The following is a 25,862-nucleotide window of genomic DNA, read 5'->3' on the forward strand; positions in this document are numbered from 1 at the left end:
TCCCGCTCGCCGCCTGGGCGAATGCGACTCGTGGTTTCGACATCGCGTACAAGCTGCCCACGCTTGCCCCTTTAGTCTACGATGGTGGAATAACGAGAGGGGCGCCGTGGACCACCATGACGCAGCAGCGGACAGCCTCGTCCGCGGCGGACGCATCCACACCTTCGACGCGCACGACACCGAGGTCGACGCGCTCGCGGTACGGGACGGCGTCATCGTCGCCACCGGCGCGGCCGCACAGGCGCTTCAGGGGCCGGCGACACGCGTGATCGAGCTCGACGGGCGCACCGCGCTCCCCGGCATCAACGACGGGCACCTGCACGCGGCGTGGCTCGGCGCGCGCTGGCCGCGCCTCTTCTTCGGCGACGCAGAGCACGGGCACGCCCCCGACGGCACCCTCGTGTCGACCGAGCAGGAGCGTCGCGCGGCCCTCACCCGCGCGTGGCGGCTCCTCGCGTCGCTCGGCATCACGAGTTACACCGAACCGGGGATCGGCCCCGGCGAGGACGAGGGCGAGACGGGATGCTTCGGCTCCGACATGCTCGGCACGTACCTCGCCCTGCACCGCGAACGCGCCCAGACCTCACGCGTCACGCTGCTGCGCCTGTTCGGTCGCATCGACGGCGACTCCCGCCTGGAGGACGTGCTCGCCGGCATCGCGGAGCCGGCACCTGCTACCGACCCGCGGTGGCTCGCGATCACCGGCGTGAAGATCTTCGCGGACGGCATCCCGCCCCTGCGCAGCGCGTGGGTGCAGGAGCCGTACCTCGACGGCTCGCACGGCGAGCTCCTCACCCGCGGCGACGACGATCCCGTCGCGGCCTACCGCGCGATGCTGTCGGCCGCGCACGAGGCGGGGCTGCAGATCGCCGTGCACGCGACGGGCGACCGGTCCATCGACGAACTGCTCGGCACCCTCGAGCGCGCCGGAGCCTCGGCCGGACGGTATCCGCACTACGTGGTGCACGGCGACCTCGCCACCCCCGATCTGCTCGACCGGATGCGGGCGCTCGGCGTCGGCGTCGCGGTGCAGCCGCTCATCGCCGCCGCCACGCACGCGTGGGCCAGCACCCAGCTCGGCCCCGACCGCGCCGGACGCGCCTGGCCGCTGGCCGAGATGCTCGAACGAGGCGTGCTGACCACGATCACGAGCGACGCGCCGATCGCCACGCCGGACTGGCGGGCGAGCCTGGACGCCGCGCTCACGCTCCTCGGATCGGACGATGCCGCACTGCGGCGGCGGCTGCTCCACGGCATGACGACCGCTCCCGCCGCACAGGACGGGGCGACGGCGGTCAAGGGCTCCCTCGAGGCCGGCAAGTTCGCCGACCTCTGCGTCCTCGACGAGGATCCCCTCCAGGCCGGGCGCTCCGCCGCCGGCGTGGGCATCGCCGCGACCGTCGTGGGCGGCCGCATGGTGTTCGAGCGCGGAGTGTCCGCACCGGTGGAGTGACCGGCGCAGCGGAATCCGTCCGTCTCGCTCGGTCGACGATCGGGCGCAGGCGCATACGACGAAGGCGCGGCAGCCTCGGCTGCCGCGCCTTCGCCTTCGCGATTCAGACCGCGGTGGCGACGAGGACGCGCGGGCTCGCGGGGAGCACCACCTTCTCGCGCACCTGCCAGCCGGCCTCGGCGAGCCACGCCCGGACCTCGCTCTCGGGGTACACGACCGTGCCGTCGATCACGAGATACTCGCCTGCGTGCACGGCGTCGAGGGCGCGCTGCTGGGCATCGTCGTCGAGGAAGAAGTCGAGCAGTGTGAGCGTCGCCCCCGGCACGGCGGCCGCACGCAGCCGCTGCAGGATGGCGCGGTTCTCGTCGGCCGAGAACCGGTGGATGACGTGGTTCATGAACACCGCGTCGTAGGCGCCCTCGGGCGCGGCCGTCGCCGTGTCGGCGGTCGCGACGGTCGCGCGGTCGGCGAGGTCCGCCTCGGCCAGCGCCTGCGCCACGCCGTCCTCGAACCCGGGCGCGTACAGGAAGGTCGTGCGAAGACCGGGGTTGCGCGTCATGGCCTCGATCGCGAAGCTCGCGGACAGTCCGCCGAAGTCGAGGGCATTCGTTGCGCCCGACAGGTCCACGTGGCGGCCGAACTCCTGGCCGTGCAGGCGGTTGTACGTCATGACGCCGGCCATGAACGTGCCCCACCGGGCGTCGTCCATCTGCAGGTCGCCGGGCTCCGTCGTGTCGACGGTGTGGGCGAACTGCAGCCAGTGCGGGTAGCTGATCTCCGCCAGGAACGTGAGGAACGGCGCCAGGTCGATGACGGATGCCTCGCCCACGAGATAGGCAGCGGCATCCGGTTCCAGACGGTAGGTGCCGTCAACGCGCGCGAGCAGCCCCTTGGCGGCGAGCGCGTCGGCGAGGATGCGGGCCATGCGCGGGGTGACGCCGGTCGCGGCGGCGAGCGCGTCGACGTCGAGGGGGCCGTCTGCGAGGGCGGCGAAGAGGCCGATGCGGCTCGCCTGGAACAGCTGCTGAGCAGCCATGTAGCCGGTTGCGACGTCGAGGATGCGGGCCGCGTCGGGAGTGGTGTCGAGGGTGGTCATCGATTTCCTTTCTACAAATGTTGAAAATAAAGGCCAGAAGGAGGCCTGGATCGCCGTGAGCATGCGCTCAGCCGGCGAGGACGAACGCCTGGGCGGCGTCGCGGAAGGCGGGGTCGTGCAGCGCGCCCAGATGGTCGCCCGGCACCCGCACGACCCGCGCGTCGGCGACGCCGGCGGCGAGCGCGTCGATCCCCTGCGCCATCGGGTCGTCCACACCCCCGGCGAGCAGCACGGGCACGCGCGGCGGTGCTGCTGCGGGGTCGAAGGGTTCGGCGGCGAGCCCCTCGATCAGATGGAGCACGGCAGCGGGTTCGAGCCCGGGCATCCGTGCCATTCCGAGCATCATGGCGGTCAGCGGGTCCGCAGGCTCGGGGCCGCCGTCGAGCGCGGCGCGCGCAGCCGGGAGGTCGACCGTCGTGAGGGGTTCGAAGGGGCTCAGCCCGCCGAGGACGAGACGGCGCACGGCGGGGCGCCCGTCGACCGTGCGGCCCGCGAGATCCCAGGCCAATCGTGCGCCGAGCGAGTAAGCGACGACGTCGACCGGGTCGCCGGCATCCCTCACCACGCCGGCGAGCAGGTCGACGACCTCGGTGGTCGTCACGGGCGCCTGAGGACGCGACGCGTCGCCGTGCGCAGGCAGGTCGACGACGTACACGTCACGGCCCGCGGCGGCGAGGGGCGCGGCCCACTCGGCATCGGGCCAGTCGGCACTCCCCCGCGACGCGAGTCCGTGGATCAGCAGCACGGCAGGGCCGTTCGGCGTGCCGGCGGCGACGCGGCGCACGGACAGCGAGGTCATGTTCGTCCTTTCGGGTGCCGCGACCGGCGGCAGCGGGCTCAGCGCAGGCGCGCGAGGAAGTCTTCGAGGTACCGCTCGTAGTCGGGCACGCGGGCCCCGTCCGGGTACATGAGGTTCACGACGGCGGCACCGATCGTGACCGAGATGTACTCGTTGGCCAGCGGCTCGTACGGCGGATCGACGGCGATCGCCCCGGCCTCCCGGGCCTCGGCGAAACGCTCGAGGAACGCCTGCCGCCAGTTGGCGAGGTGGCGTCGATAGAGGTCCGCCAGGTCGTCGTTCGACATCGCGTACTCCCACAGGGCCAGCAGCACGCGGCCCGCGGCGATGTCGTCGGGCGTGCGCGGCAGCGGCGCCTGCAGGAACGCCTGCAGCCGGTCGATCGCGTCGCCCTCGGGCTCGGCGCCGGTGACCGCCTGCCCCATCTGGTCGAGGATGCTCTCGAACGTGGCGGCGACGATGCTGTCCTTGCCCGGGAAGTAGTGCTTGAGCGCGCCGTTGGCGAATCCCGCCTCGGCCGCGATCGACCGCATGGTCGCGGCCTCGAACCCGCCCTTGAGGATCACCCCCTTGGCGACCTCGATGATCTCGCGGCGGCGTTCGTCGTGATCGATGATCTTCGGCATCTCCAGCCCTCTCTGCGCTGCCGCTACGCTACCGGCGCGGGCGCATCCCACGCGGTGCGCGTCTGCAGCCACGCCTCGCGGCGCGCCCGCTGAGCGGCGGGGTCGGCGACCGGCGATGCGAGCCGCAGCCGCTCCGAGTACGGGTGGGCGGGCGCGCGGGTGATCTGCTCCCCCGCACCGGTCTCGACGAGCTCGCCGCGGTACATCACGGCGACACGGTGGCACACGCGGCGCACGACACCGAGGTCGTGCGAGACGAACAGGTACGACACCCCGGTGTCGCGCTGCAGCTCGATGAACAGGTCGAGGATCGTCGCCTGCGTCGTGAGGTCGAGCGCGCTGACCGGCTCGTCGCACACGATGAGCCGCGGCCGGCGGACGAGGGCCCTCGCAATCGCGACGCGCTGCCGCTGCCCGCCCGAGAACTCGTTCGGCAGCCGGTCGACCGACGCCTGCGGCAGCCTCACACGGTCGAGCATCTCGGCCACCCGCGCACGCGCCTCGCGGCGCCCCAGGCCGCCGGCGGTGAGCGGCTCGGCGAGGATGTCGCCGATCGTCATGGCGGGGTCGAGCGAGCCGTACGGATCCTGGAAGACGACCTGGATGTCGGCGGCCAGCCCGCGACGCTGCGCGCCCTTCGCGTGCGTGATGTCGCGCCCGCCGAACGCGATGCGTCCGGCGGCGACCGGCGCGAGTCCGAGCACGGCCTTGCCGAGCGTGGACTTGCCCGAGCCGGACTCGCCCACGAGCCCCACGCACTCCCCCGGCGCGATGTCGAGCGAGACGCCGCGCAGCGCGCGGAACGCCTTACGGCCCCGGCCGTACTCGACGACGACGTCGTCGATCTCCAGGAGCGGTGCGTCGGTCATCGGTTCGCCTCCGTCGTGATCCGGGATGCCGCGGCCCGCGGCTCCCCGTCGGCGCCTGCTGCCGGCGCCCCGGCCCGCCCCGACGCCGCCCATGCGGCATCCAGTTCGACGCGTCCTTCGGCGTCGTCGAGCGACGCCGCGATCAGCTCCCGCGTGTACGGGTCGGCGGGGGCCGCGAACAGCTCGTCTATCCGCCCCTCTTCGACCACGTCGCCGTGCTGCATCACGACGACGCGATCGCAGATGTCGGCGACGACGCCGAAGTTGTGCGTGACGATGAGCAGCGCCATGCCGTACTCGGCCTGCAGTTCGCGCAGCAGTTCCAGCACCTCGGCCTGCACCGTGACGTCGAGCGCCGTCGTCGGCTCGTCTGCGACCAGGAGCGACGGCCGGCCCGAGATCGCGCCCGCGATGAGGACACGCTGGGCCATTCCGCCCGAGATCTGGTGCGGGTAGCTGCGCAGCACCCGTTCCGCGTCGACGATGCCGACCCGCTGGAGCATCGCGGCCGCACGGGCGCGAGCCTCGGCGCGACCGAGACCGTGCACCTTGCGCAGCGGCTCGGTGAGCTGGTGGCCGATCGTGTAGGACGGGTCGAGGTTCGACATCGGCTCCTGCGGGATGTAGCCGATCTCGCGGCCGAGCAGCTCGTGCCGCCGCACGCGCTCCAGACCGGTCACCTCGCGCCCCCCGATCCAGACGCCGTCGGCATGCGCCTCGCCTCCTTCTGGCAGCAGATCCAGCACCGAGAACACCGTCTGGGACTTGCCCGAGCCGGACTCCCCGACGACGCCGACGACCTCGCCGGGCGCGATGTCGAGCGAGATCCCGTGCACGACCTCGACCAGTCCCGCCGGAGTGCGGTACGTCACGCGGAGGTTCTCGACACGCAGCGCCGACGTCTCGGCGATGTGGCGGAGGGTGCCGGTGGTGAGAGCCGGCGGCTCGGGGCGCACCTCTTCCTCGGTGACCACCGCGACGCCCGGCACACCCTTGCGCGCCTTGCGGGCGAGCGCACGGTCCTTCTTCGCCTCGGGCGAGCGCAGCTGGATGAGCTCGGCGAGCGTCGACCCCATGAGGGCGAGCGCGGCGATCGTGATGCCCAGGGCGAGCGACGGCCACAGCAGGATGTTCGGATTCGAGAGCATCACGCGGAAGCCCTCGCTCATCATGGCGCCCCAGCTCGGCGTGTTCGCATCGCCGATGCCGAGGAACTGCAGCCCTGCCTGGATGCCCATCGCGATACCGGCGGTGAGCGCGGTCTGGATCGTGACGGGCGCGTACGTCGACCGGATGACGTGACGCGACAGGATCCGCCCGTTCGTGAGTCCCGACACGCGTGCGGCGTCGATGTAGGTCTCGCCGCGCACCATGAGCGTGGTCGAGCGTGCCATGCGGAAGTAGCCCGGCGCCATGAAGACGCCGACGGTGGCCATCAGGATCACGAAGTCCGAGCGTGTGCCCGCCGCGACGACGAGCAGGATGATCATGCCCGGCACCGACTGCAGGGCGTCGCTGATCCACATCGCGACCTTGTCGAACGTGCGGCCGAAGTAGCCGGCCGCGATCCCTGCGGGGACGCCGAGGACCACGGCGGTGACGATCGTGATGAGCGCACCCCACAGCGTCGTCCGGGTGCCCCAGATGAGACGGCTCAGGATGTCGCGACCGGTCGAGTCCGCGCCCAACAGGTGGTCGGGGCTCGGCGGCGACTTGGCCACCGCGAGGTCGACGTAGTTCGGGTCGTACGGTGCCAGCAGCGGCGCGAACACCGCGACGAGCACGATGAGCACGAACACGGCGAGCGGGATGACGCCCGCGGGCCTGCGGAGGAATCGCAGGAACAGTCCGGAACGGCGTGCGCGGGTCGGGTCGAGGGTGCCGGTGAGGGTCGTGGCGCTCATTGCACGCGTGCCTTCGGGTTGAGCCAGGCCAGCACGAGGTCGAGGGCCAGGTTGACGATGACGACGAACACCACTGAGATGACGGTGATGCCGAGGAGCATCGGGATGTCGCCGTTCTGGGAGGACTGGTTGGTGAGCTGCCCGAGCCCGGGAAGGCTGAAGATGCCCTCGACGACGACCGAGCCCGACAGCAGCCCGACGAACATGAGCGCGATCGTGGTGAGGGCGGCCGGCGACGAGTTGCGCAGCAGGTGCAGCGTGATCGACCGCTGACGCAGACCGCGGCTGCGAAGTGTGCGCACGTAGTCCTGCCGGTTGGAGGCGAGGATCGCATTGCGCAGCTGTTCGGCGACGGCGACGATGCCGCCGAGGGCCAGCGAGACGGCGGGCAGCGTGATCGAGCGCAGCCAGCCGGTGAACGACTGGTCCACGGGGACGTACCCGACGGCGGGGAACCACATCAGGTCGATCGCGAACCACGTGATCAGCACGAGGCTCACCCAGAATCCCGGGAGGGCGAACAGCACGACCGAGACCGCCTTGGTGACGCGGTCGAACCAGCCGCCGGGGTGCAGACCGGCGGTGACACCGAACGCGGTGCCGACGACGGCGATGATGAGCGTCGCGAAGGTGACCACCGAGAGCGTCACCGGCACCTTGAGCGCCAGCTGCTCGCCGACCGGCTGGAAGTTGCGCCACGAGAATCCGAAGTCGCCGTGCAGGACCCCCGAGAACCAGTTCCAGAACTGCGCCATGATCGGCTGGTCGATGCCGATCTTCTCGGCGAGCGCCGCCTGCTGGGCGGGGGTGGCGGACGTGCCGAGCAGGGCCGCGGTCGGGTCGCTGATCGCGAAATGCGCGAGGAAGAACGTGGCGATCGACACCACGAACAGCAGCACGAGACCTGAGCCCAGCCGTTTCAGCGTGAACAGCAGCATGAGGACCTCTCGGGGGACGGAAGAGTGGGCACCGGGGCGGGTCGGCGTCGACCCGCCCCGGTAGGGCTCAGCCCTGGGTGATGTACCGCAGCGTCGGGAACATCATGCCGATGATCGGCTGGACCTTGATGCCCGAGACGCTGTAGTAGGTGTTGTTCGCCTGGTACCAGGGGGCCCACCACGCCTGCTCGACGAGCTGCTCGTTGAGCGTCTTGATCGCGGCCGTCTGGTCGTCGCCCTCGGCCGCGTAGACGTCCTCGACGAGCGGCTTGATGACCTCGTTCTGCTCCCAGTCCGGCGTCGGGTTGAACCACTGCGGCGTCGCGACCTGACGGTTCACGGTGGCCATGTCGTTGCCGTCCATCGCGAGGAACGAGATGAACACCGGGTAGTTCGGGGCGTTCAGCTGGTAGTCCGGCATCTGCACGTTGTCCCACGTGACGGTGATGCCGATCTCGCCGAGCGCCTGCTCGACCGAGGGCTGCCACACCTGGAACACCGGCGACATCGGCATGTTGAGCGCGAAGCCGTCGGCGTAGCCGGCGTCGGCCATGAGCTCCTTGGCCTTGTCGATGCTGTACGCGTAACGGTCGTTCAGCGAGGGGTCGTTGATGTCGCCGCCGTCGGGGAACACCTGGTTGGTCGCGACGCCCGCGCCGCTGCCGACTGCCTGGAGGACGGCGGCGCCGTCGAAGGCGTAGTTGAGTGCCTGGCGCACCTCGAGCTTGCCGAACGCGGGGTTCTTCGCGCCGGTGTGGTCGGTGAAGACGAGGCCCGCCCAGCCCGACACCCGGTCGGCGACGTTCCAGCCCTGCTGCTTCGCGGCGTCGGCGTTGGCGACGTCGCCGTACTGCACGTTGATCTGGCCCGACAGCATGGCGTTCTGTCGCGCCGTGGCGTCGAGGATCGGGAAGATCGCGAGGTCGGTCCAGGGGTAGGCCTCGGCGTCCCAGTAGCCGTCGACCTTGTCGAAGTGGTACTCCGAGCCGGCGACGCTGCTCGAGGCGAGCGTGTACGGACCGGAGCCGACCGGCTCCTTGCCGAGCGTGCCGGCGTCGATCGCGGCGGGCGACATGACGTAGCTGCGGCCGAGGCCCATGAGGTACAGGATCGTGTCGTCGCGCTGCGTCAGGTTGATGCGCACGGTGTCGTCGTCCACGGCCTCGAACGACGAGACGTTCAGGTAGGCCTCGTTCGAGCGCGCGCCCTCCTTGAGGTACTCGAGGCTCTTGACGACGGCATCCGCGTCGACGGGCGAGCCGTCGCTGAACTCGGTGCCGGTGCGGAAGTCGAGGTCGATCGACAGCTTGTCGTCGGCGACCGTCCACTTCTGCGCCAGCGCCGGAACCGGGTTGCCGTCGGCGTCGAGCGCGATCAGCGCGTCGTACACGGCCGACAGGTACGGTCCGTCGAAGCCGATGTCGGCGAGCGACGGGTCCCACGACGTGACGTCGAGGAAGTTGCCGATCTTGAGGTCGGTGATGCCCGAGGAGCCGTCGCCTCCGTCGGCCGTACCGCCGTCGCCGCCCCCGGTGCAGCCGGCGAGCACGAGCGTCGCGGCGGCGAGCGCGGCGGCAGCTGCCGCCAGGTGTGTCTTCTTCATCGAGTCCTTCTCTCGGTGCGGGTGTGGAAGGAGGTGGAGGATGCCTCGCGCCGCTCTGAAAGCCGGTTCGTGACGCCACTCCGCTGTGTCGTGCTGTTTATTCTACATACGTGGAAAAAGAGGTCAAGCCGTCGCCGGAATTTTTTTCCACACTTGTAGATAGCTGATCAGGATGCCGGCGGCGTCCAACGCCCGTCGGCCGATACGGTCTCGTCCAGGCGCAGGTGCGCGAGCGCCTCGCGCACCTCTTCACCTCTCGCGGCAGCCAGCGCGAGCGCGCCGAGATTCTCCTCCAGCTGCCCCGGACGCGACGCGCCGAAGAGCACGTTCGCCGTCGCCGGGTTCGCGAGGCAGAACGCGATCGCGAGCTGCGCCGGCGTCGCTTCGAAGGCTGCCGCGATGTGCGCCACTTCGGGAGCGGCGTCGGCGATGCGCTGCCGGATGCCGCCGACATCGGCCCCGATCCTCCGCTCCGGCATGCGTCCGAGGAGCACTCCCCCTTCGAACGCATCCGAGGCCTGCAGTCCCAGTACACCGTCGCGCAGGAGCCGCCCGTACGGTTCGCCCTCGGCCATCGCGCGGCGCGCGATGCCGTACTTGAGCTGCGCGAAGGACGGCGGGACGACACCCGCCGCCGCGGCGGCATCCAACGCTCGATGCGTGTCGTCGATCACCCAGTTGTTGATGCCCCACGTGCCAAAGAGCCCGTCGGCGATGAGCTCGTTCACATCGGCCACGAGGCGGTCCATGTCGGGCGCCGCGACGTAGTCCCCGACCACCACGGCGTCGAAGCGGTCGATGCCCGCGCGCGCCATGCTCTCTTCGAGCTGCCCGCGGAACCCCTGAGCCGGCCAGTCCCAGAGCCACAGCTTGCCGCACAGGAACACGTCGCCTCGGTCGACGCCGCTCGCACGCAGCGCCTCGCCGAACCGGATGTCGGTCTTCGAGTTCTCGGCGTGCGGACCCATGTTGTAGTACGCGACGTCGAAGAAGCCGGCATCTGCGGCGACCGCGCGGCGGATCATGCCGACCGCCGCTTCGGGCGTCATGCGGTCCCAGGTGTTCCATGAGCCCAGCCCGAGGGGCGGGACGACGGGGCCGCCGGGGCCGAGGGGCCTGCGGGCAAAGGTCGGTTCGGGCATCGTCGCCTCCGGTTCCGGATCACGGGTTGTGTTTTTCTACGTTTGTATAATAACGTCACCGCTGACGCCGCGACAGCCCGGCGAGACGCTCAGAGAGGAGCACGAATGACCCGCACTCCGAGGTGCATCCTCATCACCGGCGGCGCGGGCGGCATCGGCCGCTCCCTGGCACAGGCCTTCATCCGCGAGGGCGACCTGGTGGTGCTCGCCGACCTCCCCGGCGATCGGCTGGACGCCGTCGGCGCCGAATTGGGCGTCGCCGTGGTCGGTATCGACATCACGGATGCCGCCGCCGTCGCGGCGGCCGTCGACGACGTCTCGGCCGCCCACGGACCGATCGACGTGCTCGTCAACAACGCCGGCATCCTGCACCTGCACGGGACGGTGACCGACCTCGCCGTCGCCGACTTCGACACCACGGTCCGGGTCAACATCCTCGGCACGTTCGCGATGACCCAGGCCGTCGCGCGGCATATGATCGCCGCCGGCACGCGCGGCGCGATCGTCAACGTCTCGTCGATCGGCGGACGCCAGCCGACGCCCGGCATGGGCGCCTACGAGTCGAGCAAGGCCGCCGTCGACGCGCTGACGCGGTGGGCGGCCGTCGAACTCGCGGCATCCGGCATCCGTGTCAACGCCGTCGCCCCCGGTCCCGTCGACACACCCATGCTGCGCGAGGGGATGCCGGAGGGCTCGCCCGCCCGTGAGGCCTGGCTGTCGCGCATCCCGCTGCATCAGTTCGCCGACCCGGCGCATGTCGCCGCCGCCGCCGTGTTCCTCGCCTCGCCCCTCGCCGCGCACATCACCGGCGTGAGCCTGCCGGTCGACGGCGGCCAGCTGCTGGTCTGACGCCCGCACACCAGAAAGGACGCCCCATGACCCTCCCCCTCACCACCCGCGCCGCGGTGCTCACCGCGCACGGAGCCGCGCTCGAGCTGCAGGACCTGCCGCTGCCGACCGAGATCGCGCCGGGCGCCGCGCTCGTGCGCATCGCGTGCGCGACCCTGTGCGGCACCGACATCGAGATCTGGTCGGGCACCATGTCGTTCCCCGGCATGCTGCCGATGGTGCTCGGCCACGAGATGGTCGGCACGATCGTCGCTGTCGGCGCCGGCACGCACGATGCCCTCGGCCGCGAGCTGAAGCCCGGCGACCGCATCGGCTGGTCGGAGTCCACCTGCGGCGAATGCGCAGGCTGCGTCGTGCTGCGCGAACCCGTCCACTGCTCGCGCCGCGGCTACGGCTTCCTTCAGCGTTCCGACGTCCCTCCGTACGCGACGGCCGGGCTCTCGGATTACGCCTACGTCGTCCCGGGGGCGGCGAAGCTTCTGATCCCCGACGGGGTGAAGGATGCCTGGGCGTCCATGGCCGGCTGCGCCGCCAAGACCGTGCTGCGCGCGTTCGACCGTGCCGGAGGCATCCGTCCCGGGTCGCGGGTCGCGATCCAGGGTTCGGGCGCACTCGGCATCTTCGCCACCGCGGTCGCGAAGATCTCCGGCGCCGCGCAGGTCATCACGATCGGCGCCCCGGCCGCACGTCTCGACCTCGCGCGCCGGTTCGGCGCCGACGACGTGGTCGACATCGCCGAGGGCGGCGTCGTCGAACGCGTCACGGAGCTCACGGCCGGCCATGGCGCTGACCACGTCTTCGACTTCGCCGGCGCCGCGAGCGTGGGCCCCGAGGCCGTCGGGATGGCGGCAGTGCGCGGCACGGTCACGATCGTCGGCTCGACCGGCCCGGTCGGCGACCCGTTCCCGCTCAGCGCGATCATGGGCAAGGAGCTCACCGTCACCGGCTCGCTCAACGGCGACATCGCCGACTACGTCCGCTCGATCGCGTTCTTCGAGGCCTTCGCCGACCGGTTCCCCTGGGACGACCTGTTCTCGTCGCCCGTGGGCCTCGCCGAGGCATCCGCCAAGATCGCGTCGATGGATCGCCTCGACGAGGTCAAGGCCGTCATCGACCCCCGGCTCGATGCCCGGGTCTCCTCGGCAGAGGAGGCGGCGGCGTGATCGCCCGGCGCCGGATCGGCGCGAGCGACCTCGAGACCGGCATCTTCTCGCTCGGCTCGTGGCACACCTACGACCGCATGGACTTCGGCGACGCCGTCGCCATGGTGCGCGCGGCCGTCGACGCGGGCGTGAACCTCTTCGACGTCGGAGTGTATTCCTTTCCGGGACTGCCGCCGGTGTTCACCGACGTGCTGTTCTCCGCCATCGTGCGTGCCGCGGGACTGCGACGGGACGAATGGATGCTGTCCAGCAAGCTGTGGCTCGAAGGCTACGGTGCCGACGGCTTCCGGCCGCAGCTCGAGAACGCGCTGTTCCGGGTCGGCGAGGAGCACGCCGATCTCGTCGTGCTCGGCGACCTGCGGGACTCCGCCGTCGACCTGCGCACGTTCGTGCTCGACCTCGCCGGGCTCGCCGAAGCGGGACTCATCCGCGCGTGGGGCGTCAACAACTGGTCGGCGACGACGGTGCAGCGACTCATCGACATCGCCGCCGAGGAGGGGGTGCCCGGGCCGCAGCTGGCGCAGCTGAAGTACTCCGTCTCGCGCCGCTCGATCCCCGACGGCGAGCCGTTCGCGCGCATCTGGCAGCAAGGGGTGAGCCTGCAGGCCTCCGACAGCCTCGAGGGAGGCATCCTCGCCGGCAAGACCTCGCCCACGCGGCAGGTGGGCCGCGACCCCGGTGACATCCGCGAGGCCATCGTCGCGTCGGTGCCCGCCTTCACCGAGGTCGCCGAGGCTCTCGCCACGACGCCAGCGCAGCTCGGTCTCGCGTTCACGCTCACCCACCCGGCCGTCGCGACGACGCTCTTCGGTGCGACGAGCCTCGCGCAGCTGAACGCCAACCTCGCCGCCGCCGACCTCGTCGAGCGCGTCGGTGCCGCCCGCATCCGCGAGCTGGTCGATCCGTTCTGGGCCGACCGAGACCACGTCGACCCCGAAGGACCCTGAGGAACCGCACATGACCGATCTGACCGACACCCGCCCCACCCCGGTGCCCTTCGACCCGGAGGTGCAGACCGTGCTCGACATCATCGCCGCGGACCCGCAGCCGCCGCTCTCGCGAGACGCCCTCCCCCGCGAGGGCACCGACCGCATGTTTCCGTCGAATGACGAGGTCATCGCGGGCCGTGCGATCGACTGGGAGGACCGCGTCATCCCCGGGCCCGACGGCTCCCCCGCGATCGAGATCACCGTGTTCCGCCCGCGCGGACGCGACGGCGAGGCGCTGCCTGCGCTGTACAACATCCACGGCGGCGGAATGATCGTCGGCCACCGCTCGTGGGAGACCGCGCGCGTGGTCGACCTCGTCGACGAGCTCGGTGTCGTCGGTGTGACCGTCGAGTACCGGCTCGCTCCCGAGGACCCCTACCCCGCCGGCGTCGAGGACTGCTACGCCGGTTTCACATGGCTGGCCGAGAACGCGGCATCCCTCGGGGTCGACGCGGAGCGGATCGTCGTGATGGGCGGCAGCGCCGGCGGCGGGTTCTCCGCGGCCGTGGCGCTGATGGCCCGGGACCGGCGCGGACCCCGCATGGCCGGACAGCTGCTGCTGTGCCCCATGATCGACAACACCAACACGACAGTCGCGAGCCACCAGTACGACGGCCTCGGCACCTGGCAGCGCGAGACGAATCTGCTCGCGTGGTCCTGCGTGCTCGGCGACGAGCTGGCCTTCAGCGAGGACGCGCCCGCGTACGCCGCGCCGACGCGGGCGGGCGACCTGAGCGGACTGCCGCCGGCGTTCATCGAGGTGGGCGCCTCCGAGCTCTTCCGCGACGAGGACGTCGAGTACGCGAGCCGCATCTGGGCGACGGGCGGCCAGGCGGAACTGCACGTGTGGGCGGGCGGTGCGCACGGCTTCGACATGTATATGCCCGACGCCGAGATCTCGCACGCCGCGCTGGCGACGCGCTCGTCGTGGCTGGGCCGGATCCTCGGCCTCGTCCCCACGGAGGCGTGACATGCGACCCGTGCCGTACGACCCCGAGCTCGTGCCGGGCCTGGAGGCCTTCGTCGGACTCGTCGAGATCATCCCGCTGCGGGCAGACACGATCCTCGCCAACCGCGCGCATTTCGCGACGATCATCCCGCCGATCGAGCAGCAGGCCGCCGGTCGTGCGGTGACGTGGGAGAACCGCGTCATCCCCGGCCCTGCCGGTGCCCCCGACATCGAGATCACGATCGTCAGACCCCGGGATGCCGCCACCCGGCCCGCTCCGGGCGTGCTGTCGATCCACGGCGGCGGCATGGTGCTCGGCACGCGATTCTTCGGGACGCCCGAGCTCATCGACCTCGCCGAGCGGTTCGGGGCCGTCGGCGTCGCCGTCGAGTACCGGCTCGCCCCGGAGCACCCCGGCCCGGCCCAGGCGGAGGACTGCTACGCCGCGCTGGAGTGGATGGCTGCGAACACCGCCGAGCTGGGGATCGACCCCGACCGCATCATCGCCTCGGGCGCGAGCGCGGGCGGCGGTCTGTCGGCCGCAGTGGCCCTGCTGTCGCGCGATCGCGGTGGACCGCGCCTGGCCGGCCAGCTGCTCGCCTGCCCCATGCTCGACGACCGCAACGAGACGGTGTCGGCGCGGCAGTACGACGGGATCGGCGCGTGGGACCGCCACAACAACGACACCGCGTGGGACGCGATCGCCGGTGCCGACCGCTTCACCGACAGGGTGTCTCCGTACGCGGCCCCCGCACGTGCGGCGTCGCTCGCGGGACTCGCCCCGGCCTACATCGACGTCGGCGCGGCCGAGACGTTCCGCGACGAGGCGGTCGAGTACGCGCTGCGCATCTGGGCGGCAGGCGGCCAGGCCGAACTGCATGTCTGGGCGGGCGGGTACCACGGGTTCAGCGGGTTCTCGCCCGATGCCGCGGTCTCGCGGGCCGCGAACGCGGCGCGCGACAGCTGGCTGCGCCGGGTGCTCGGCACGCCGTGACGGTTCGGCAGGGCGAGCGTCGCCGGGTCATGAGCCCGCTGCGGGCGATGCTCGTGCTGGGTGCGCTCGAGGCGTTCGGCCCGCTGTCGATGGACCTCTATCTGCCGCAGCTGCCGCAGCTGGCCGACACCCTCGGCGCGTCCGATGCGCTCGCACAGGCGACGATGTCGGCGTGCATGCTGGGGCTCGGCCTCGGTCAGCTGATCGCCGGTCCGCTGAGCGATCGGCACGGCCGGCGGCGCCCGCTGCTCGTCGGCGTGGCCGCCTTCGCCGTGCTCTCGCTCGTGTGCGCGCTCGCGCCGACGATCGAGGTGCTGCTCGTCGCCCGGGCGCTCCAGGGGATCGCGGGATCGGCGGGCATCGTCATCGCGCTGGCCGTCGCCCGCGACCTGTACCGCGGCGCGGAGCTGTCGCGCATGCTGTCGCTGCTGCTCCTCGTGTCGGGCTCGGCACCGGTGATCGCGCCGCTCGTCGGCGGCCAGCTGGCGCACCTCATGGACTGGCGCGGCGTGTTCGGGGTGCTCGCGGGCATCGGCGTCGCACTCTTCGCCGTCGTGCTGTTCGCGCTGCCTGAGTCGCTGGAGCCTGCGCGCCGCCACGCCGGTGGCGTCCGCGATCTCGGCGGCCATCTGCGGGTGGTCTCGCACGACCGGCTGTTCGTCGCGGTACTCGTCGCGGCGAGCTTCGGGGGTGCAGCCTTCTTCACCTACCTGTCGATGTCGAGCTTCGTGCTCGAGGGGCAGTTCGGGCTCACCCCGCAGCTGTTCAGCCTGGTGTTCGCCGCCAACGCGGTGGCGAGCATCGCCGGCGGGCAGGTGAGCCGCGCGCTCGTGCGGCGCACCGGGGCGGTGCGCATCTACCTCGTGGGGGTGACCGCGTGCGCGGCCGTCGCCGCGCTCGCCTTCGCGATGAGCCTGTGGGGTCTCGGGCTCGTCGCGGTCGTGGCATCCCTCGTGCTGTACCTCTTCTCGAGCGGCTTGGGCGGACCCAACAGCTCGACCCTCGCGCTCGCGCATCACGGGCCCCGCGCCGGGACGGCTGCGGCGTTCCTCGGCTTCGGGCAGTTCGCGATCGGACCGATCATCGCGCCGCTCGTGTCGCTGGCAGGCACCACGGCCGTCGTCATGACTGCGACGATGGCGATCGCGTCCGGCGCGGCCGCGGTCGTCGCGTGGTGCGCGGTGCGGCCGGTGGCCCGTACCGCGCCGCCGGGGTGACGCCGGTTCCGCACGGTCGCACGAGAGTCGTGCGCGGTGCGACAACACATCGCTGACACGGCGGCGCACACTGAATCTGACGATCGAGGAGAAGCGATGACGCACGACCACACCCCTGACCACGCGCCGCGGCTGCTGCCGCTGACGGCGACGGAGGCGCCCGGGCCGCGGCATCCCCTCGATCCACTCACGGGCGACGAGATCGACGCGGCCCGCGCGATCCTCGAGGCCGCGGGACTGCTCGGCGAGAGCGTGCGCGTGCCGATGCTGCTCCCCGACGAGCCCACGAAGGCCGAACTGGCGGCCTGGGCTCCCGGCGATCCGATCGACCGCCGCATCGACGCGACACTGATGGATGCCGCCACCGGAGCCGTCAGCGAGGTCGTCGTATCGGTCACGCGCGGAGAGGTCGACGCGGTCCGCCCGCACGACGCGTCGCAGGCACCCTACGGGCAGCCGCAGTATCTGTTCGAGGAGTACGACCGCGCCGCGGACATCGTGAAGGCCTCTCCGGAGTGGCGGGCGGCCATGGCGCGCCGCGGCCTCGAGGATCGCATCGAGCTGGCGTTCTGCTCGCCGCTCGCCCCCGGGTTCGTGGGGCGCGCGAACGAGGTCGGCCGTCGCGTGATCCGCTCGCTCACGTTCCTGCGCGACAGCGAGGACGACATCCCGTGGGCGCACCCCGTCGAGGGTCTCATCGTGCACGTCGACCTCGTGACGAACGAAGTGATCGGCATCGAGGACGAGGGCGACGTTCCGGTGCCCGCCGGCAGCGGAAAGTACACCCCGGATGCGGTGGGCCCGGCCCGCACCTCGCTCAAGCCGATCGAGATCACACAGCCCGAGGGGCCGAGCTTCCGCGTCAGCGGGTCGCTCGTGGAGTGGGAGAACTGGTCGATGCGCGTCGACTTCAACGCGCGCGAGGGGCTCGTGCTGCACGACGTGCGCTTCGACGACCGGCCGGTGCTCACCCGTGCGAGCGTGCCCGAGATGGTCGTGCCCTACGGCGACACGTCGCCGACGCGCTTCTGGATCAGCTACTTCGACGCCGGCGAGTACCTGCTCGGCAAGAACGCCAACCACCTCGAGCTCGGCTGCGACTGCCTCGGGGTCATCAGATACTTCGACGGTCACGTCGCCGACGACCAGGGCCACGCCGTCCGGATCCCGAACGTCGTGTGCATGCACGAGGAGGACTACGGCATCCTCTGGAAGCACACCGAGCAGGGGCCCGTCGGCTCGCACGTGCGCCGCTCACGGCGCCTGGTCGTGTCGTACTTCTCCACGATCGGCAACTACGACTACGGGTTCTACTGGTACTTCTATCTCGACGGCTCGATCCAGCTCGAGGCGAAGGCCACGGGCATCGTGTTCGTCGGCGCCGGCATCCCCGGCTCCACCCAGCGGCACGCCCCCGAGATCGCGCCCGGCGTGTTCGCGCCGGTGCACCAGCACCTCTTCTGCGCGCGACTGGACGTCGCGGTCGACGGCGAGGACAACCGGCTGATCGAAGTGGATGCCGCACGCATCCCGATGGGCGACGACAACCCGTTCGGCAACGCGTTCACGTGGACCGAGACGCCGCTGCGCACCGAGTCCGAGGCGCAGCGCGTCGCCGACACGTCGGTCGCGCGCGTGTGGGAGGTGCGCTCGGCATCGAAGACCAATTACATCGGCAGGCCCACGGCCTACCATCTGATCCCGCAGCCGACGGCGCTGCTCATGGCCGACCCCGCCTCGTCGGTGGCGGCGCGCGCCGCGTTCGCGACGAAGCACGTCTGGGGCACGGCGTACGACCGCGACGAGCGCTGGCCGGGCGGCCGCTACCCCAACGCGCACCAGGGTGGGGCGGGGCTGCCGGCGTATACGGCCGACGATCGCTCGATCGACGGCGAGGATCTCGTGCTCTGGCACACGTTCGGGCTGACTCATGTCCCGCGGCCGGAGGACTGGCCGATCATGCCGGTCGACTACGCCGGGTTCTGGTTCAAGCCCTACGGGTTCCTCGACGTGAACCCGGCCATGGACGTTCCGGAGTCGAGCCAGGCGCATCAGCAGGCCGACGGCGGCTGCGGGAAGGGGGCGGCCTGCACCTGCGGTCACTGACGCGGCGTCGCGTCCGATGCTGGACCGGGCGTCCAGGATCGTATACGATGCTCGCAACGCTTCAATGATCGAGGTGAGCAACCGTGCACACTGCTGTGACTCCCGACACGGTCGCCACGCGGATCGCCCGCAACATCAGCGACTTCCGCGCGGCCGTCAACGACTCCTTCGTGCCGCTGCAGGTCAGCAGCACGCACCCCGACCGGTTCCGCGGCATGATCCGCGGCGCCGGCATCGACGAGGTGCACGTGTCGGACATCCGGGCCACCGACCACGTCGTCGAGCGGACGCCCGAGCTCATCGCGCGCGGCGACCGTCCCTACTTCAAGGTCAGCCTCATGCTGGCCGGCACCGGCCTGCTCATCCAGGACGACCGCGAAGCGGTGCTGAACCCGGGCGACCTGGCCGTGTACGACACCAGCCGGCCGTACTCGCTCGTGTTCGACCAGGACTTCCGCACCATGGTCGTGATGTTCCCTCGCCACCTGCTGACGCTGCCGCCCGACATGGTCGGCCAGCTCACGGCGGTGCGGATCTCTGGCTCCGAGGGGCTCGGGTCGGTCGTCGCGCCCTACCTGACGCAGCTCGCCGGCAACCTCGACCAGCTCGCCGGCTCGACCGGCGCCCGCCTCGCACACAGCGCCCTCGACCTCGTCGCGACGGTCTTCGCCCGCGAGCTCGGCCTCGACGGCGAGTCCGCCGACCCGCACCGCGCGCTCATGCAGCGCATCCGCGGCCACATCGACCGCAACCTCGCCTCGACCGACCTGGGGCCTGCGTCGATCGCCGCCGCCCACTTCATCTCGACCCGTCACCTGCATGGGCTCTTCCAGGAGCAGGGCACGACCGTCTCGACGTGGATCCGTACGCGCCGGCTCGAACAGTGCCGCCGGGACCTCGTCGACCCGATCCTGGCCGATCGCCCCGTCGCCGCCATCGCGGCACGGTGGGGCTTCGTGGATGCGGCCCACTTCAGCCGCGCCTTCAAGTCGACATACGGCGTCTCGCCCAGCGAGTTCCGCGCCGGCCACTGAGGCAGCCGCACCGCCCGGCTTGACCACCACGGCACGCCGGTTGACCGGCGGCGCCGGAAGCCGCGCGAGTCCTTGAGGGCTCGGATGCCGCCGCCCGACGATGGCGGCATGACAGAGCACACCTCCCCCGCCGTCGAGGATCCGGCACTCGACGAGTGGCGCACGTACGACGAGTTCGCCGCCGGCATCGACACCTATCGCCTGCCGAGCGCCGACCTCGGCGGGGTCGTGCTGCGCGTGACGCTCGACGACGGGACGACCCTCGCGCTCGACTTCGGCGCCGACGCCGTGGCGTGGACGGCCTCCGGCGCGTACGAGGCATCCGGAACCGACCCGTACGACGCCGTCCGAGTGCGCGAGGACGTCGTGTTCGTGAACCTGCCCCTCACATCCCGGGAGCGCGAGGCGCTCACCATGGTGTTCTCGACGTCGAGCCACCGCGCCCTCGCCGCACTCTCGCACATCTCGGACGAGGACGTCGAGGGCACACCGCGCGTGACGCAGCGGTTCTGGGCGGGCGTCACCGACGCCGGCACACCCACCGGCGACGTGCCCGCGCCGAGCCGCGACCTGATCGGCAAGCGCAACGTCTACCGGTACAGCCCGCACCACCTGTACGAGCACGTGTACGTGTCGTCGCAGCGGTACGCGTGGCAGTGCCTGGAGGGCGTGCAGCGCGGGCACGGCGACATGGACCTGTCGACGGTCTGGAAGTTCGCCGACGGCCTGTACCTGTTCTGCTTCCGCGAGTTCCGCATCGCGGTGGCGAGCGTCTGGCTGCATGACCTCGGCTACCAGCTGATGACCACCGGGGTCTTCCTCGGGCTCAACGGCGACGGCGAGTCCGAGCACTCACGGGCGGGCGGCCACATCTACCCGCTCGGGTCGGTCGCGTACCCCGACGCGCAGCCGGTGTGAGGGCGGCCATGCGCAACGCAGACGTGATCCGCGCACACTACGCCGCGTCCGACCGCGGCGACATCGACGGCATGATCGCCGACTTCGCCGACGACATCAGGTGGACCGAGGCCGCCGGCTTCCCCCTCGCGGGGACCTATGTCGGTCCCCAGGCCGTCGTCGACGGCGTCTTCCTCCGGCTCGGCGAGGAATGGGACGACTACTCGCTCGCGATCGACGAGGTGATCGACGGCGGCGACGCCGTCGTCGGGGTCGGCACCTATTCCGGCACCCACAAGGGCACGGGCCGCTTCTTCGCCGCCCGCGTCGCCCATGTGTGGCGACTCGAAGCCGGTCGCGCCGTCGCCTTCGAGCAGTTCACCGACACGCTGCTGGTCGCCCGCGCGACCGGCACCGCGAACGAGGGCTGAGCGCACCCTCGGCACGGGCCGTGCCGTCCTGGACAACAGCCGTGCTCGCACGGCACACCACCGGCACCACCCGGCTCCTAGCGTCGGAGCCACCGGTCGCACGACGCACCCGTGCGAGCGCCACCGCCCCCGCGACGCCGACGTCGCGGGGCGACCCGAGAGGCAGGACAGCGATGAAGAAGACCCTGTTGGCAGCGACCGCGGTGCTCGCCGTGGCCGCATTCGCGCTCACCGGATGCCGCGGTTCCGACGAAGGCGGCAGCGGCGGAGGCGACGGCGCCCCGATCGTCGTCGGCTCCGTCAACACGATCAGCGGCGCGGCGACCTTCCCCGAGGCGTCCGCCGCCGCCCAGGCCGTGTTCGACCAGTTCAACGAGGACGGCGGCCTCGACGGCCGAATGATCGAGTACAAGGCGCTCGACGACAAGGGCGACCCGGCATCGGCCACCGCCGCCGCGCGCGAGATCGTCGGCAGCGACGAGGCCGTCGCGATGGTCGGCTCGGCCAGCCTCATCGAGTGCGACCTCAACGCGGACTATTACAAGCAGGAGGGGATCCTCTCGATCCCCGGCATCGGCGTCGACACGGGCTGCTTCGACAGCGAGAACATCTCGCCGGCCAATGTCGGTCCGTTCAACGACATGACGCTGACGCTGCTGTACGGCTCGGAGGAGCTGGGCCTCACCGACATCTGCGTCCTGCTCGAGATCGCCGGGTCGACGCGCCCCGCCTACCAGGCGGCCATCGACCGGTGGACCGAGATCACGGGCAAGGAGCCGCTCTACGTCGACGACACCGTGCCGTACGGCGCGAGCGACTACACGCCCTACATCGTGAAGGCCAAGCAGGAGGGCTGCAAGGCGCTGGCGATCAACCCGGTCGAGCCCGACGCGATCGGCCAGGTCAAGGCCGCCAACGCGCAGGGCTGGGACGACGTCACCTGGCTGTACCTCACGAGCGTCTACAGCGAGAACTTCGCCGCGGCGATAGATGACGCGGGCGCCGGCATCTACGTGCCCGCCGAGTTCTACCCCTTCACCGAGGAGAACGACATCAACGCCGACTGGCGCAGCCTCATGGAGGAGAACGACATCGCGCTCACCTCGTTCAGCCAGGGCGGCTACCTCGCGGCGACCTACTTCATCGAGGCGCTGAAGTCGATCGACGGCGATGTCACGCGGGAGTCGGTGACCAAGGCGATCCAGAGCATGGACCCGGTGGAGAACCCCATGGTCGGCGACGCGTTCGAGTTCGGCGTGGTCCCGACCTCGGGCTGGCCGATCGCGCTCAAGAGCGGCACGAACGCGTGGGAGAAGGTCGCGGACGACTGGTTCCGCATCCCCGCCGAATGAGACGTGCGGCGGCCGGAGGGGGGCTCCCCCGGCCGCCGCGCCCTTCCCACCCACCGATTCGGAGGATCGACGATGATCGAAGGCGCCCTCTCCGGGCTCGCCGCCGGCGGACTCTACGCCGTCCTCGGCGTGTGCCTCACTCTGATGGCGCGACTGGTCCGCGTCGTCAACTTCGCGCAGGCGGCGACCGGCATGTTCGGCGGCTTCTGCGCCGTATGGCTGGTCACCAGCGCCGGCCTGCCGATCTGGCTGGGCTCCGTGATCGGCGTCCTCATCGGCGGCCTCCTCGCCGCCACGATCGGCTGGATCGCCGCGACCTGGCTGTCGGAGGCATCCCTCACCACCCGCTCGGCGATGACGGTGGGGCCGCTGCTGCTGCTCATCTCGCTGTCGTTCATCCTGTTCGGCAACAAGCCCCAGCCGTTCACGCCGATCATCGCGGGACCGGCGTTCTCGCTCGGCGGCGTCGTGATCAGCCAGGTGACGCTCTGGACGGTCGGCATGGCGCTGGTGGTCGCGGTCGGCGTGCACCTCGTGCTCACCCGCACCCCGATCGGCACCCAGCTGCGTGCGCTGTCGGAGCGCCCCACGACCGCGGAGCTCCTCGGCATCCGCTCACGCCCGCTGTCGATCGCGGTGTGGTTCGTCACCGGGCTCATCAGCGCGATCGTCATCATCATCGTCGCGCCCTCGCAGTCCAACGACGCGACGAGCCTGTCGATGCTCATCGTGCCCGCGGCCGCCGCGGCGCTCCTGGGCGGCTTCCGCCGGCTCGACCTCGCGGTGGTCGGCGGGCTCGTGCTCGGCATGCTGTCGGGCCTGGTCGCCCAGATCGACGAGGTCGCCCTGATCCGCAACTTCCTCCCGTTCCTGTTCATCGTCGTGCTGCTCCTGTGGACGCAGCGCAAGGAGGTGTGGGATGCCGCTCGCTGACCGCTCCTGGTTCCGTCTGACGTGGCCGTTCGCGGTCGCCCTCGTCGGCATCGCCGTCGGCTACGCGCTGAGCGAGGGTCTGTCGGGGTACTTCGTGTTCCTCGCGGTATCGGCGGTGACCGCCGCCACCGCGATCCTCGGCCTCGGCATCATCACCGGCTCGGCCGGCATGATCGCGCTGTGCCAGCTGACGTTCGCCGCGGTCGGCGCCTGGATCGTCGCCGGTCTCAGCTACATCGACGCGCCCGGCGGGTTCGCCGTGTGGCTTGTGGCGGGCGGCATCGGCGCGGGGATCGTCGGGATCCTGGTGGGCCTGCCCGCGCTGCGCCTGCGCGGCGTGAACCTCGCCGTCGTGACCCTGGGGTTCGCCGCCGCGGCCGACGTGACGCTCGTGCAGATCCAGTTCCCGGGCTCCGCCGACGGCACCGCCGTGCAGCGCCCCGACCTCTTCGCCGACGACCGCTCGTACTTCTTCTTCAGCGTCATCGTCCTCGCCGCCTGCGGACTCGCGGTGTTCTTCCTGCAGCGGGGCCGATGGGGCTCCAGCTGGAAGTCGGTGGCCTTCTCCGAGCGCGGCACCGCGTCGGCCGGCCAGAGCGTGCCCGGGGCCAAGCTCACCGCGTTCGCGATCAGCGCCGCGCTCGGCGGCATCTCGGGCGGCCTCATCGCCGGTCAGGTGCAGCTGCCGTTCGCGTCGAGCTTCACACCCCTGCAATCGCTGGCACTGTACGTGCTCGCCGTCATGTCTGGCGCCTACCTCATCGACATGGCCATCTTCGGCGGCATCCTGTGGGTGCTCGTCCCCGAGCTGCTGAAGCAGTGGGGCATCAAGCTCGACTGGGGCTTCGTCATCTTCGGCGCACTGGGTGTGCAGGCGCTCACCAGCGGCACCAACCTCGGCCAGGGCATCCGCAACCTCTTCTACCGCCGGGCAGACAAGCGCCTGGCGGCACGCGCCGAGGCGGAACCGGATGCCGGGGGCCCGGCATCCACGTCCTCCGGCGCCCCTCTCGACGGCGCCGAGATCTCCACCACCACGGTCGCGGCCATCGACCCTGTGGCGGACGCGAACGCGCCGGTGCTCGTCGTGGAAGGGCTGACGGTCGAGTTCGGCGCGCTGAAGGCCCTCGACGACGTGTCGTTCGAGGTGCCCGCCGGCACGATCATGGGACTCATCGGCCCGAACGGCGCCGGCAAGTCGACGTTCGTCGACGCGATCAGCGGGTTCCTCCCGCGCCACGGCGGCCGCGTGCTCCTGGACGGCGCGGACCTCGCGGGCCTGTCGCCCACACAGCGCGCACGCCAGGGCCTGCGCCGCACGTATCAGCAGGATCGCGTGCCGCCGTCGCTCACCGTCGAGGCGTACGTGCGCTTCGTGGCGCGGCGCCGGCTCGACCGCGACGAGATCGAGCGCACGCTGGCCTACTTCGGCTGCCCGCCGGCCCGCTCGCGGCTGTCGAGCGTCGACGTCGGCACCCGTCGCCTCGTCGAGGTCGCCGCGAACGTGCTCGCCAAGCCGCGCCTGCTGATCCTCGACGAGCCCGCCGCGGGCCTGTCGCACGAGGAGCACCTCGCCCTCGCGGTGCGGCTGCGCGACCTGCCGGCACGGTTCGGCATCTCGCTCGTGATCATCGAGCACGACCTCGACCTCGTGCGCTCCGTCTGCCCCCGGCTGACGGTGCTCGACTTCGGGCGCGTGCTGGCGTCGGGACCCCAGACCGACGTGCTCGACGACCCTGCCGTGATCAAGGCCTACATGGGCGAGACGGAGCTGCTGCAATGACCGAGGATCTGCTCGAGCTCGACGACGTGACCGTGAGCCGCGGCGCCGGCCCGGTGATCTCGCACGTCTCACTCGTGGTGCGCCCCGGCGAGGTGCTCGCCCTGGTCGGCCCCAACGGCGCCGGCAAGACGAGCCTCATCGCGGCGATCTCGGGCGTGACCCCGCACTCGGGCGGCACCATCCGCCTGGGCGGCGAGAGCATCGACAGGCTGTCGCGCGTCGCGCGTGCGCGCCGCGGCATCGTGCACATCGAGCAGGGACGCGCCGTGTTCCCCTCGCTCACCGTGCGCGAGAACCTGTCGCTGACCGCGCGCACGCCCGCCGAGATCGACGCGGCGCTCGCCCACTTCCCCGAGCTCGAGAAGCGGATCGACTCCCCCGCCGCCCTGCTGTCGGGCGGCGAACAGCAGATGGTGGTGCTCGCGCGCGCGTTCGCCGCGAAGCCCCGGTTCCTGCTCATCGACGAGATGTCGCTCGGGCTTGCGCCGGTCGTGTTCACGCGCCTCTTCCCGATCGTCGGGACGCTCGCCGAGTCCGGCGTCGGCGTGCTGCTCGTGGAGCAGTTCACGGGGCTGGCACTCGGCCTGGCGCGCGAGGCGATCGTCGTCGCGAGCGGCCACGTCACCTTCCAGGGCGACGCCGCCCACCTGCGCGACGAGCCGCAGCTGCTGCACCGGGCGTACCTCGGCGGCTGACGCCCGACCCCGCACACGGAGGAGGGGGTGGATGCCGGGG

23 protein-coding genes are annotated in these 25,862 nt (G+C 71.3%); 15 read left to right on the forward strand and 8 right to left on the reverse strand.

Going from position 1 to position 25,862, the window contains the following annotated elements; translation table 11 throughout:
* Positions 1-106: 106 nt before the first annotated feature.
* The gene (locus tag ACFWJ8_RS18510) at positions 107-1,453 is read left to right on the forward strand and encodes an amidohydrolase (protein WP_378814302.1); all 1,347 of its coding nucleotides are present in this window, start codon (positions 107-109) and stop codon (positions 1,451-1,453) included.
* A 103-nt stretch (positions 1,454-1,556) separates the two neighbouring features.
* Here ACFWJ8_RS18510 and ACFWJ8_RS18515 read toward each other — a convergent pair whose 3' ends face one another.
* The 8 genes from ACFWJ8_RS18515 to ACFWJ8_RS18550 all read right to left on the reverse strand — a co-directional run bounded on the left by ACFWJ8_RS18515 (position 1,557) and on the right by ACFWJ8_RS18550 (position 10,430).
* Positions 1,557-2,549, reverse strand: coding sequence for a methyltransferase dimerization domain-containing protein (locus ACFWJ8_RS18515; protein WP_378814304.1), 993 nt, complete (start codon positions 2,547-2,549; stop codon positions 1,557-1,559).
* A gap of 67 nt (positions 2,550-2,616) precedes the next feature.
* A complete protein-coding gene (locus ACFWJ8_RS18520) occupies positions 2,617-3,348 on the reverse strand; it encodes an alpha/beta fold hydrolase (protein ID WP_378814306.1) in 732 nt (243 codons plus the stop codon).
* Positions 3,349-3,386: 38 nt separating this feature from the next.
* Complete coding sequence (locus tag ACFWJ8_RS18525; protein WP_378814308.1) at positions 3,387-3,974, reverse strand: TetR/AcrR family transcriptional regulator; 588 nt, start codon at positions 3,972-3,974, stop codon at positions 3,387-3,389.
* Positions 3,975-3,997: 23 nt separating this feature from the next.
* Positions 3,998-4,843: an ATP-binding cassette domain-containing protein gene (locus ACFWJ8_RS18530; protein WP_378814310.1), complete on the reverse strand. Its 846-nt coding sequence runs from the start codon at positions 4,841-4,843 to the stop codon at positions 3,998-4,000.
* Positions 4,840-6,747 (reverse strand): dipeptide/oligopeptide/nickel ABC transporter permease/ATP-binding protein, encoded by a 1,908-nt coding sequence (locus tag ACFWJ8_RS18535; RefSeq protein WP_378814312.1) that lies wholly within the window; start codon positions 6,745-6,747, stop codon positions 4,840-4,842. The genes ACFWJ8_RS18530 and ACFWJ8_RS18535 overlap by 4 nt, the downstream gene beginning before the upstream one ends.
* Complete coding sequence (locus ACFWJ8_RS18540) at positions 6,744-7,685, reverse strand: ABC transporter permease (RefSeq protein WP_378814314.1); 942 nt, start codon at positions 7,683-7,685, stop codon at positions 6,744-6,746. The genes ACFWJ8_RS18535 and ACFWJ8_RS18540 overlap by 4 nt, the downstream gene beginning before the upstream one ends.
* 67 nt (positions 7,686-7,752) lie before the next feature.
* The gene (locus tag ACFWJ8_RS18545; RefSeq protein ID WP_378814316.1) at positions 7,753-9,288 is read right to left on the reverse strand and encodes an ABC transporter substrate-binding protein; all 1,536 of its coding nucleotides are present in this window, start codon (positions 9,286-9,288) and stop codon (positions 7,753-7,755) included.
* Between the two features lie 167 nt (positions 9,289-9,455).
* Positions 9,456-10,430, reverse strand: a complete 975-nt coding sequence (locus ACFWJ8_RS18550; RefSeq protein ID WP_378814318.1) for an aldo/keto reductase — start codon at positions 10,428-10,430, stop codon at positions 9,456-9,458.
* Positions 10,431-10,535: 105 nt separating this feature from the next.
* Between ACFWJ8_RS18550 and ACFWJ8_RS18555 the strand changes: the two genes are divergently transcribed.
* From ACFWJ8_RS18555 to ACFWJ8_RS18620, 14 genes are all read left to right on the forward strand, one after another.
* The gene (locus ACFWJ8_RS18555; RefSeq protein ID WP_378814319.1) at positions 10,536-11,279 is read left to right on the forward strand and encodes an SDR family NAD(P)-dependent oxidoreductase; all 744 of its coding nucleotides are present in this window, start codon (positions 10,536-10,538) and stop codon (positions 11,277-11,279) included.
* A gap of 26 nt (positions 11,280-11,305) precedes the next feature.
* Positions 11,306-12,442 (forward strand): zinc-binding dehydrogenase, encoded by a 1,137-nt coding sequence (locus tag ACFWJ8_RS18560; protein ID WP_378814321.1) that lies wholly within the window; start codon positions 11,306-11,308, stop codon positions 12,440-12,442.
* Positions 12,439-13,389, forward strand: coding sequence for an aldo/keto reductase (locus tag ACFWJ8_RS18565; protein WP_378814323.1), 951 nt, complete (start codon positions 12,439-12,441; stop codon positions 13,387-13,389). Before ACFWJ8_RS18560 ends, ACFWJ8_RS18565 begins: the two co-directional genes overlap by 4 nt.
* Before the next feature lie 10 nt (positions 13,390-13,399).
* Positions 13,400-14,401, forward strand: a complete 1,002-nt coding sequence (locus tag ACFWJ8_RS18570; protein ID WP_378814325.1) for an alpha/beta hydrolase — start codon at positions 13,400-13,402, stop codon at positions 14,399-14,401.
* Position 14,402: 1 nt separating this feature from the next.
* A complete protein-coding gene (locus ACFWJ8_RS18575; RefSeq protein ID WP_378814327.1) occupies positions 14,403-15,374 on the forward strand; it encodes an alpha/beta hydrolase in 972 nt (323 codons plus the stop codon).
* A 29-nt stretch (positions 15,375-15,403) separates the two neighbouring features.
* Positions 15,404-16,591 (forward strand): multidrug effflux MFS transporter, encoded by a 1,188-nt coding sequence (locus tag ACFWJ8_RS18580; RefSeq protein WP_378814329.1) that lies wholly within the window; start codon positions 15,404-15,406, stop codon positions 16,589-16,591.
* Positions 16,592-16,687: 96 nt separating this feature from the next.
* On the forward strand, positions 16,688-18,697 hold the full coding sequence (locus ACFWJ8_RS18585) for a primary-amine oxidase (RefSeq protein WP_378814331.1): 2,010 nt from the start codon (positions 16,688-16,690) through the stop codon (positions 18,695-18,697).
* Positions 18,698-18,780: 83 nt separating this feature from the next.
* A complete protein-coding gene (locus ACFWJ8_RS18590; protein WP_378814333.1) occupies positions 18,781-19,731 on the forward strand; it encodes a helix-turn-helix domain-containing protein in 951 nt (316 codons plus the stop codon).
* 108 nt (positions 19,732-19,839) lie between these two features.
* Positions 19,840-20,649, forward strand: coding sequence for a MoaF C-terminal domain-containing protein (locus tag ACFWJ8_RS18595; RefSeq protein WP_378814335.1), 810 nt, complete (start codon positions 19,840-19,842; stop codon positions 20,647-20,649).
* A gap of 8 nt (positions 20,650-20,657) precedes the next feature.
* The gene (locus tag ACFWJ8_RS18600) at positions 20,658-21,059 is read left to right on the forward strand and encodes a nuclear transport factor 2 family protein (RefSeq protein ID WP_378814336.1); all 402 of its coding nucleotides are present in this window, start codon (positions 20,658-20,660) and stop codon (positions 21,057-21,059) included.
* A gap of 173 nt (positions 21,060-21,232) precedes the next feature.
* Positions 21,233-22,411: an ABC transporter substrate-binding protein gene (locus ACFWJ8_RS18605; protein ID WP_378814338.1), complete on the forward strand. Its 1,179-nt coding sequence runs from the start codon at positions 21,233-21,235 to the stop codon at positions 22,409-22,411.
* Between the two features lie 72 nt (positions 22,412-22,483).
* Positions 22,484-23,344: a branched-chain amino acid ABC transporter permease gene (locus ACFWJ8_RS18610; RefSeq protein WP_378814340.1), complete on the forward strand. Its 861-nt coding sequence runs from the start codon at positions 22,484-22,486 to the stop codon at positions 23,342-23,344.
* A complete protein-coding gene (locus ACFWJ8_RS18615; protein WP_378814342.1) occupies positions 23,331-25,127 on the forward strand; it encodes an ATP-binding cassette domain-containing protein in 1,797 nt (598 codons plus the stop codon). Before ACFWJ8_RS18610 ends, ACFWJ8_RS18615 begins: the two co-directional genes overlap by 14 nt.
* Complete coding sequence (locus ACFWJ8_RS18620) at positions 25,124-25,822, forward strand: ABC transporter ATP-binding protein (RefSeq protein ID WP_378814344.1); 699 nt, start codon at positions 25,124-25,126, stop codon at positions 25,820-25,822. Before ACFWJ8_RS18615 ends, ACFWJ8_RS18620 begins: the two co-directional genes overlap by 4 nt.
* The last annotated feature ends 40 nt before the right edge of the window (positions 25,823-25,862 follow it).

It is taken from the genome of Microbacterium sp. NPDC058389, from assembly GCF_042722305.1.
Lineage (GTDB): Bacteria > Actinomycetota > Actinomycetes > Actinomycetales > Microbacteriaceae > Microbacterium.

Bases quoted from the DNA above. Each gene is read 5' to 3' on its own strand.
- ACFWJ8_RS18515 (WP_378814304.1), bottom strand. From the start codon at position 2,549: ATGACCACCCTCGACACCACTCCCGACGCGGCCCGCATCCTCGACGTC.
- ACFWJ8_RS18520 (WP_378814306.1), bottom strand. From the start codon at position 3,348: ATGACCTCGCTGTCCGTGCGCCGCGTCGCCGCCGGCACGCCGAACGGC.
- ACFWJ8_RS18525 (WP_378814308.1), bottom strand. From the start codon at position 3,974: ATGCCGAAGATCATCGATCACGACGAACGCCGCCGCGAGATCATCGAG.
- ACFWJ8_RS18530 (WP_378814310.1), bottom strand. From the start codon at position 4,843: ATGACCGACGCACCGCTCCTGGAGATCGACGACGTCGTCGTCGAGTAC.
- ACFWJ8_RS18535 (WP_378814312.1), bottom strand. From the start codon at position 6,747: ATGAGCGCCACGACCCTCACCGGCACCCTCGACCCGACCCGCGCACGC.
- ACFWJ8_RS18540 (WP_378814314.1), bottom strand. From the start codon at position 7,685: ATGCTGCTGTTCACGCTGAAACGGCTGGGCTCAGGTCTCGTGCTGCTG.
- ACFWJ8_RS18545 (WP_378814316.1), bottom strand. From the start codon at position 9,288: ATGAAGAAGACACACCTGGCGGCAGCTGCCGCCGCGCTCGCCGCCGCG.
- ACFWJ8_RS18550 (WP_378814318.1), bottom strand. From the start codon at position 10,430: ATGCCCGAACCGACCTTTGCCCGCAGGCCCCTCGGCCCCGGCGGCCCC.
- ACFWJ8_RS18555 (WP_378814319.1), top strand. From the start codon at position 10,536: ATGACCCGCACTCCGAGGTGCATCCTCATCACCGGCGGCGCGGGCGGC.
- ACFWJ8_RS18560 (WP_378814321.1), top strand. From the start codon at position 11,306: ATGACCCTCCCCCTCACCACCCGCGCCGCGGTGCTCACCGCGCACGGA.
- ACFWJ8_RS18570 (WP_378814325.1), top strand. From the start codon at position 13,400: ATGACCGATCTGACCGACACCCGCCCCACCCCGGTGCCCTTCGACCCG.
- ACFWJ8_RS18575 (WP_378814327.1), top strand. From the start codon at position 14,403: ATGCGACCCGTGCCGTACGACCCCGAGCTCGTGCCGGGCCTGGAGGCC.
- ACFWJ8_RS18580 (WP_378814329.1), top strand. From the start codon at position 15,404: ATGAGCCCGCTGCGGGCGATGCTCGTGCTGGGTGCGCTCGAGGCGTTC.
- ACFWJ8_RS18585 (WP_378814331.1), top strand. From the start codon at position 16,688: ATGACGCACGACCACACCCCTGACCACGCGCCGCGGCTGCTGCCGCTG.
- ACFWJ8_RS18595 (WP_378814335.1), top strand. From the start codon at position 19,840: ATGACAGAGCACACCTCCCCCGCCGTCGAGGATCCGGCACTCGACGAG.
- ACFWJ8_RS18600 (WP_378814336.1), top strand. From the start codon at position 20,658: ATGCGCAACGCAGACGTGATCCGCGCACACTACGCCGCGTCCGACCGC.
- ACFWJ8_RS18605 (WP_378814338.1), top strand. From the start codon at position 21,233: ATGAAGAAGACCCTGTTGGCAGCGACCGCGGTGCTCGCCGTGGCCGCA.
- ACFWJ8_RS18610 (WP_378814340.1), top strand. From the start codon at position 22,484: ATGATCGAAGGCGCCCTCTCCGGGCTCGCCGCCGGCGGACTCTACGCC.
- ACFWJ8_RS18615 (WP_378814342.1), top strand. From the start codon at position 23,331: ATGCCGCTCGCTGACCGCTCCTGGTTCCGTCTGACGTGGCCGTTCGCG.
- ACFWJ8_RS18620 (WP_378814344.1), top strand. From the start codon at position 25,124: ATGACCGAGGATCTGCTCGAGCTCGACGACGTGACCGTGAGCCGCGGC.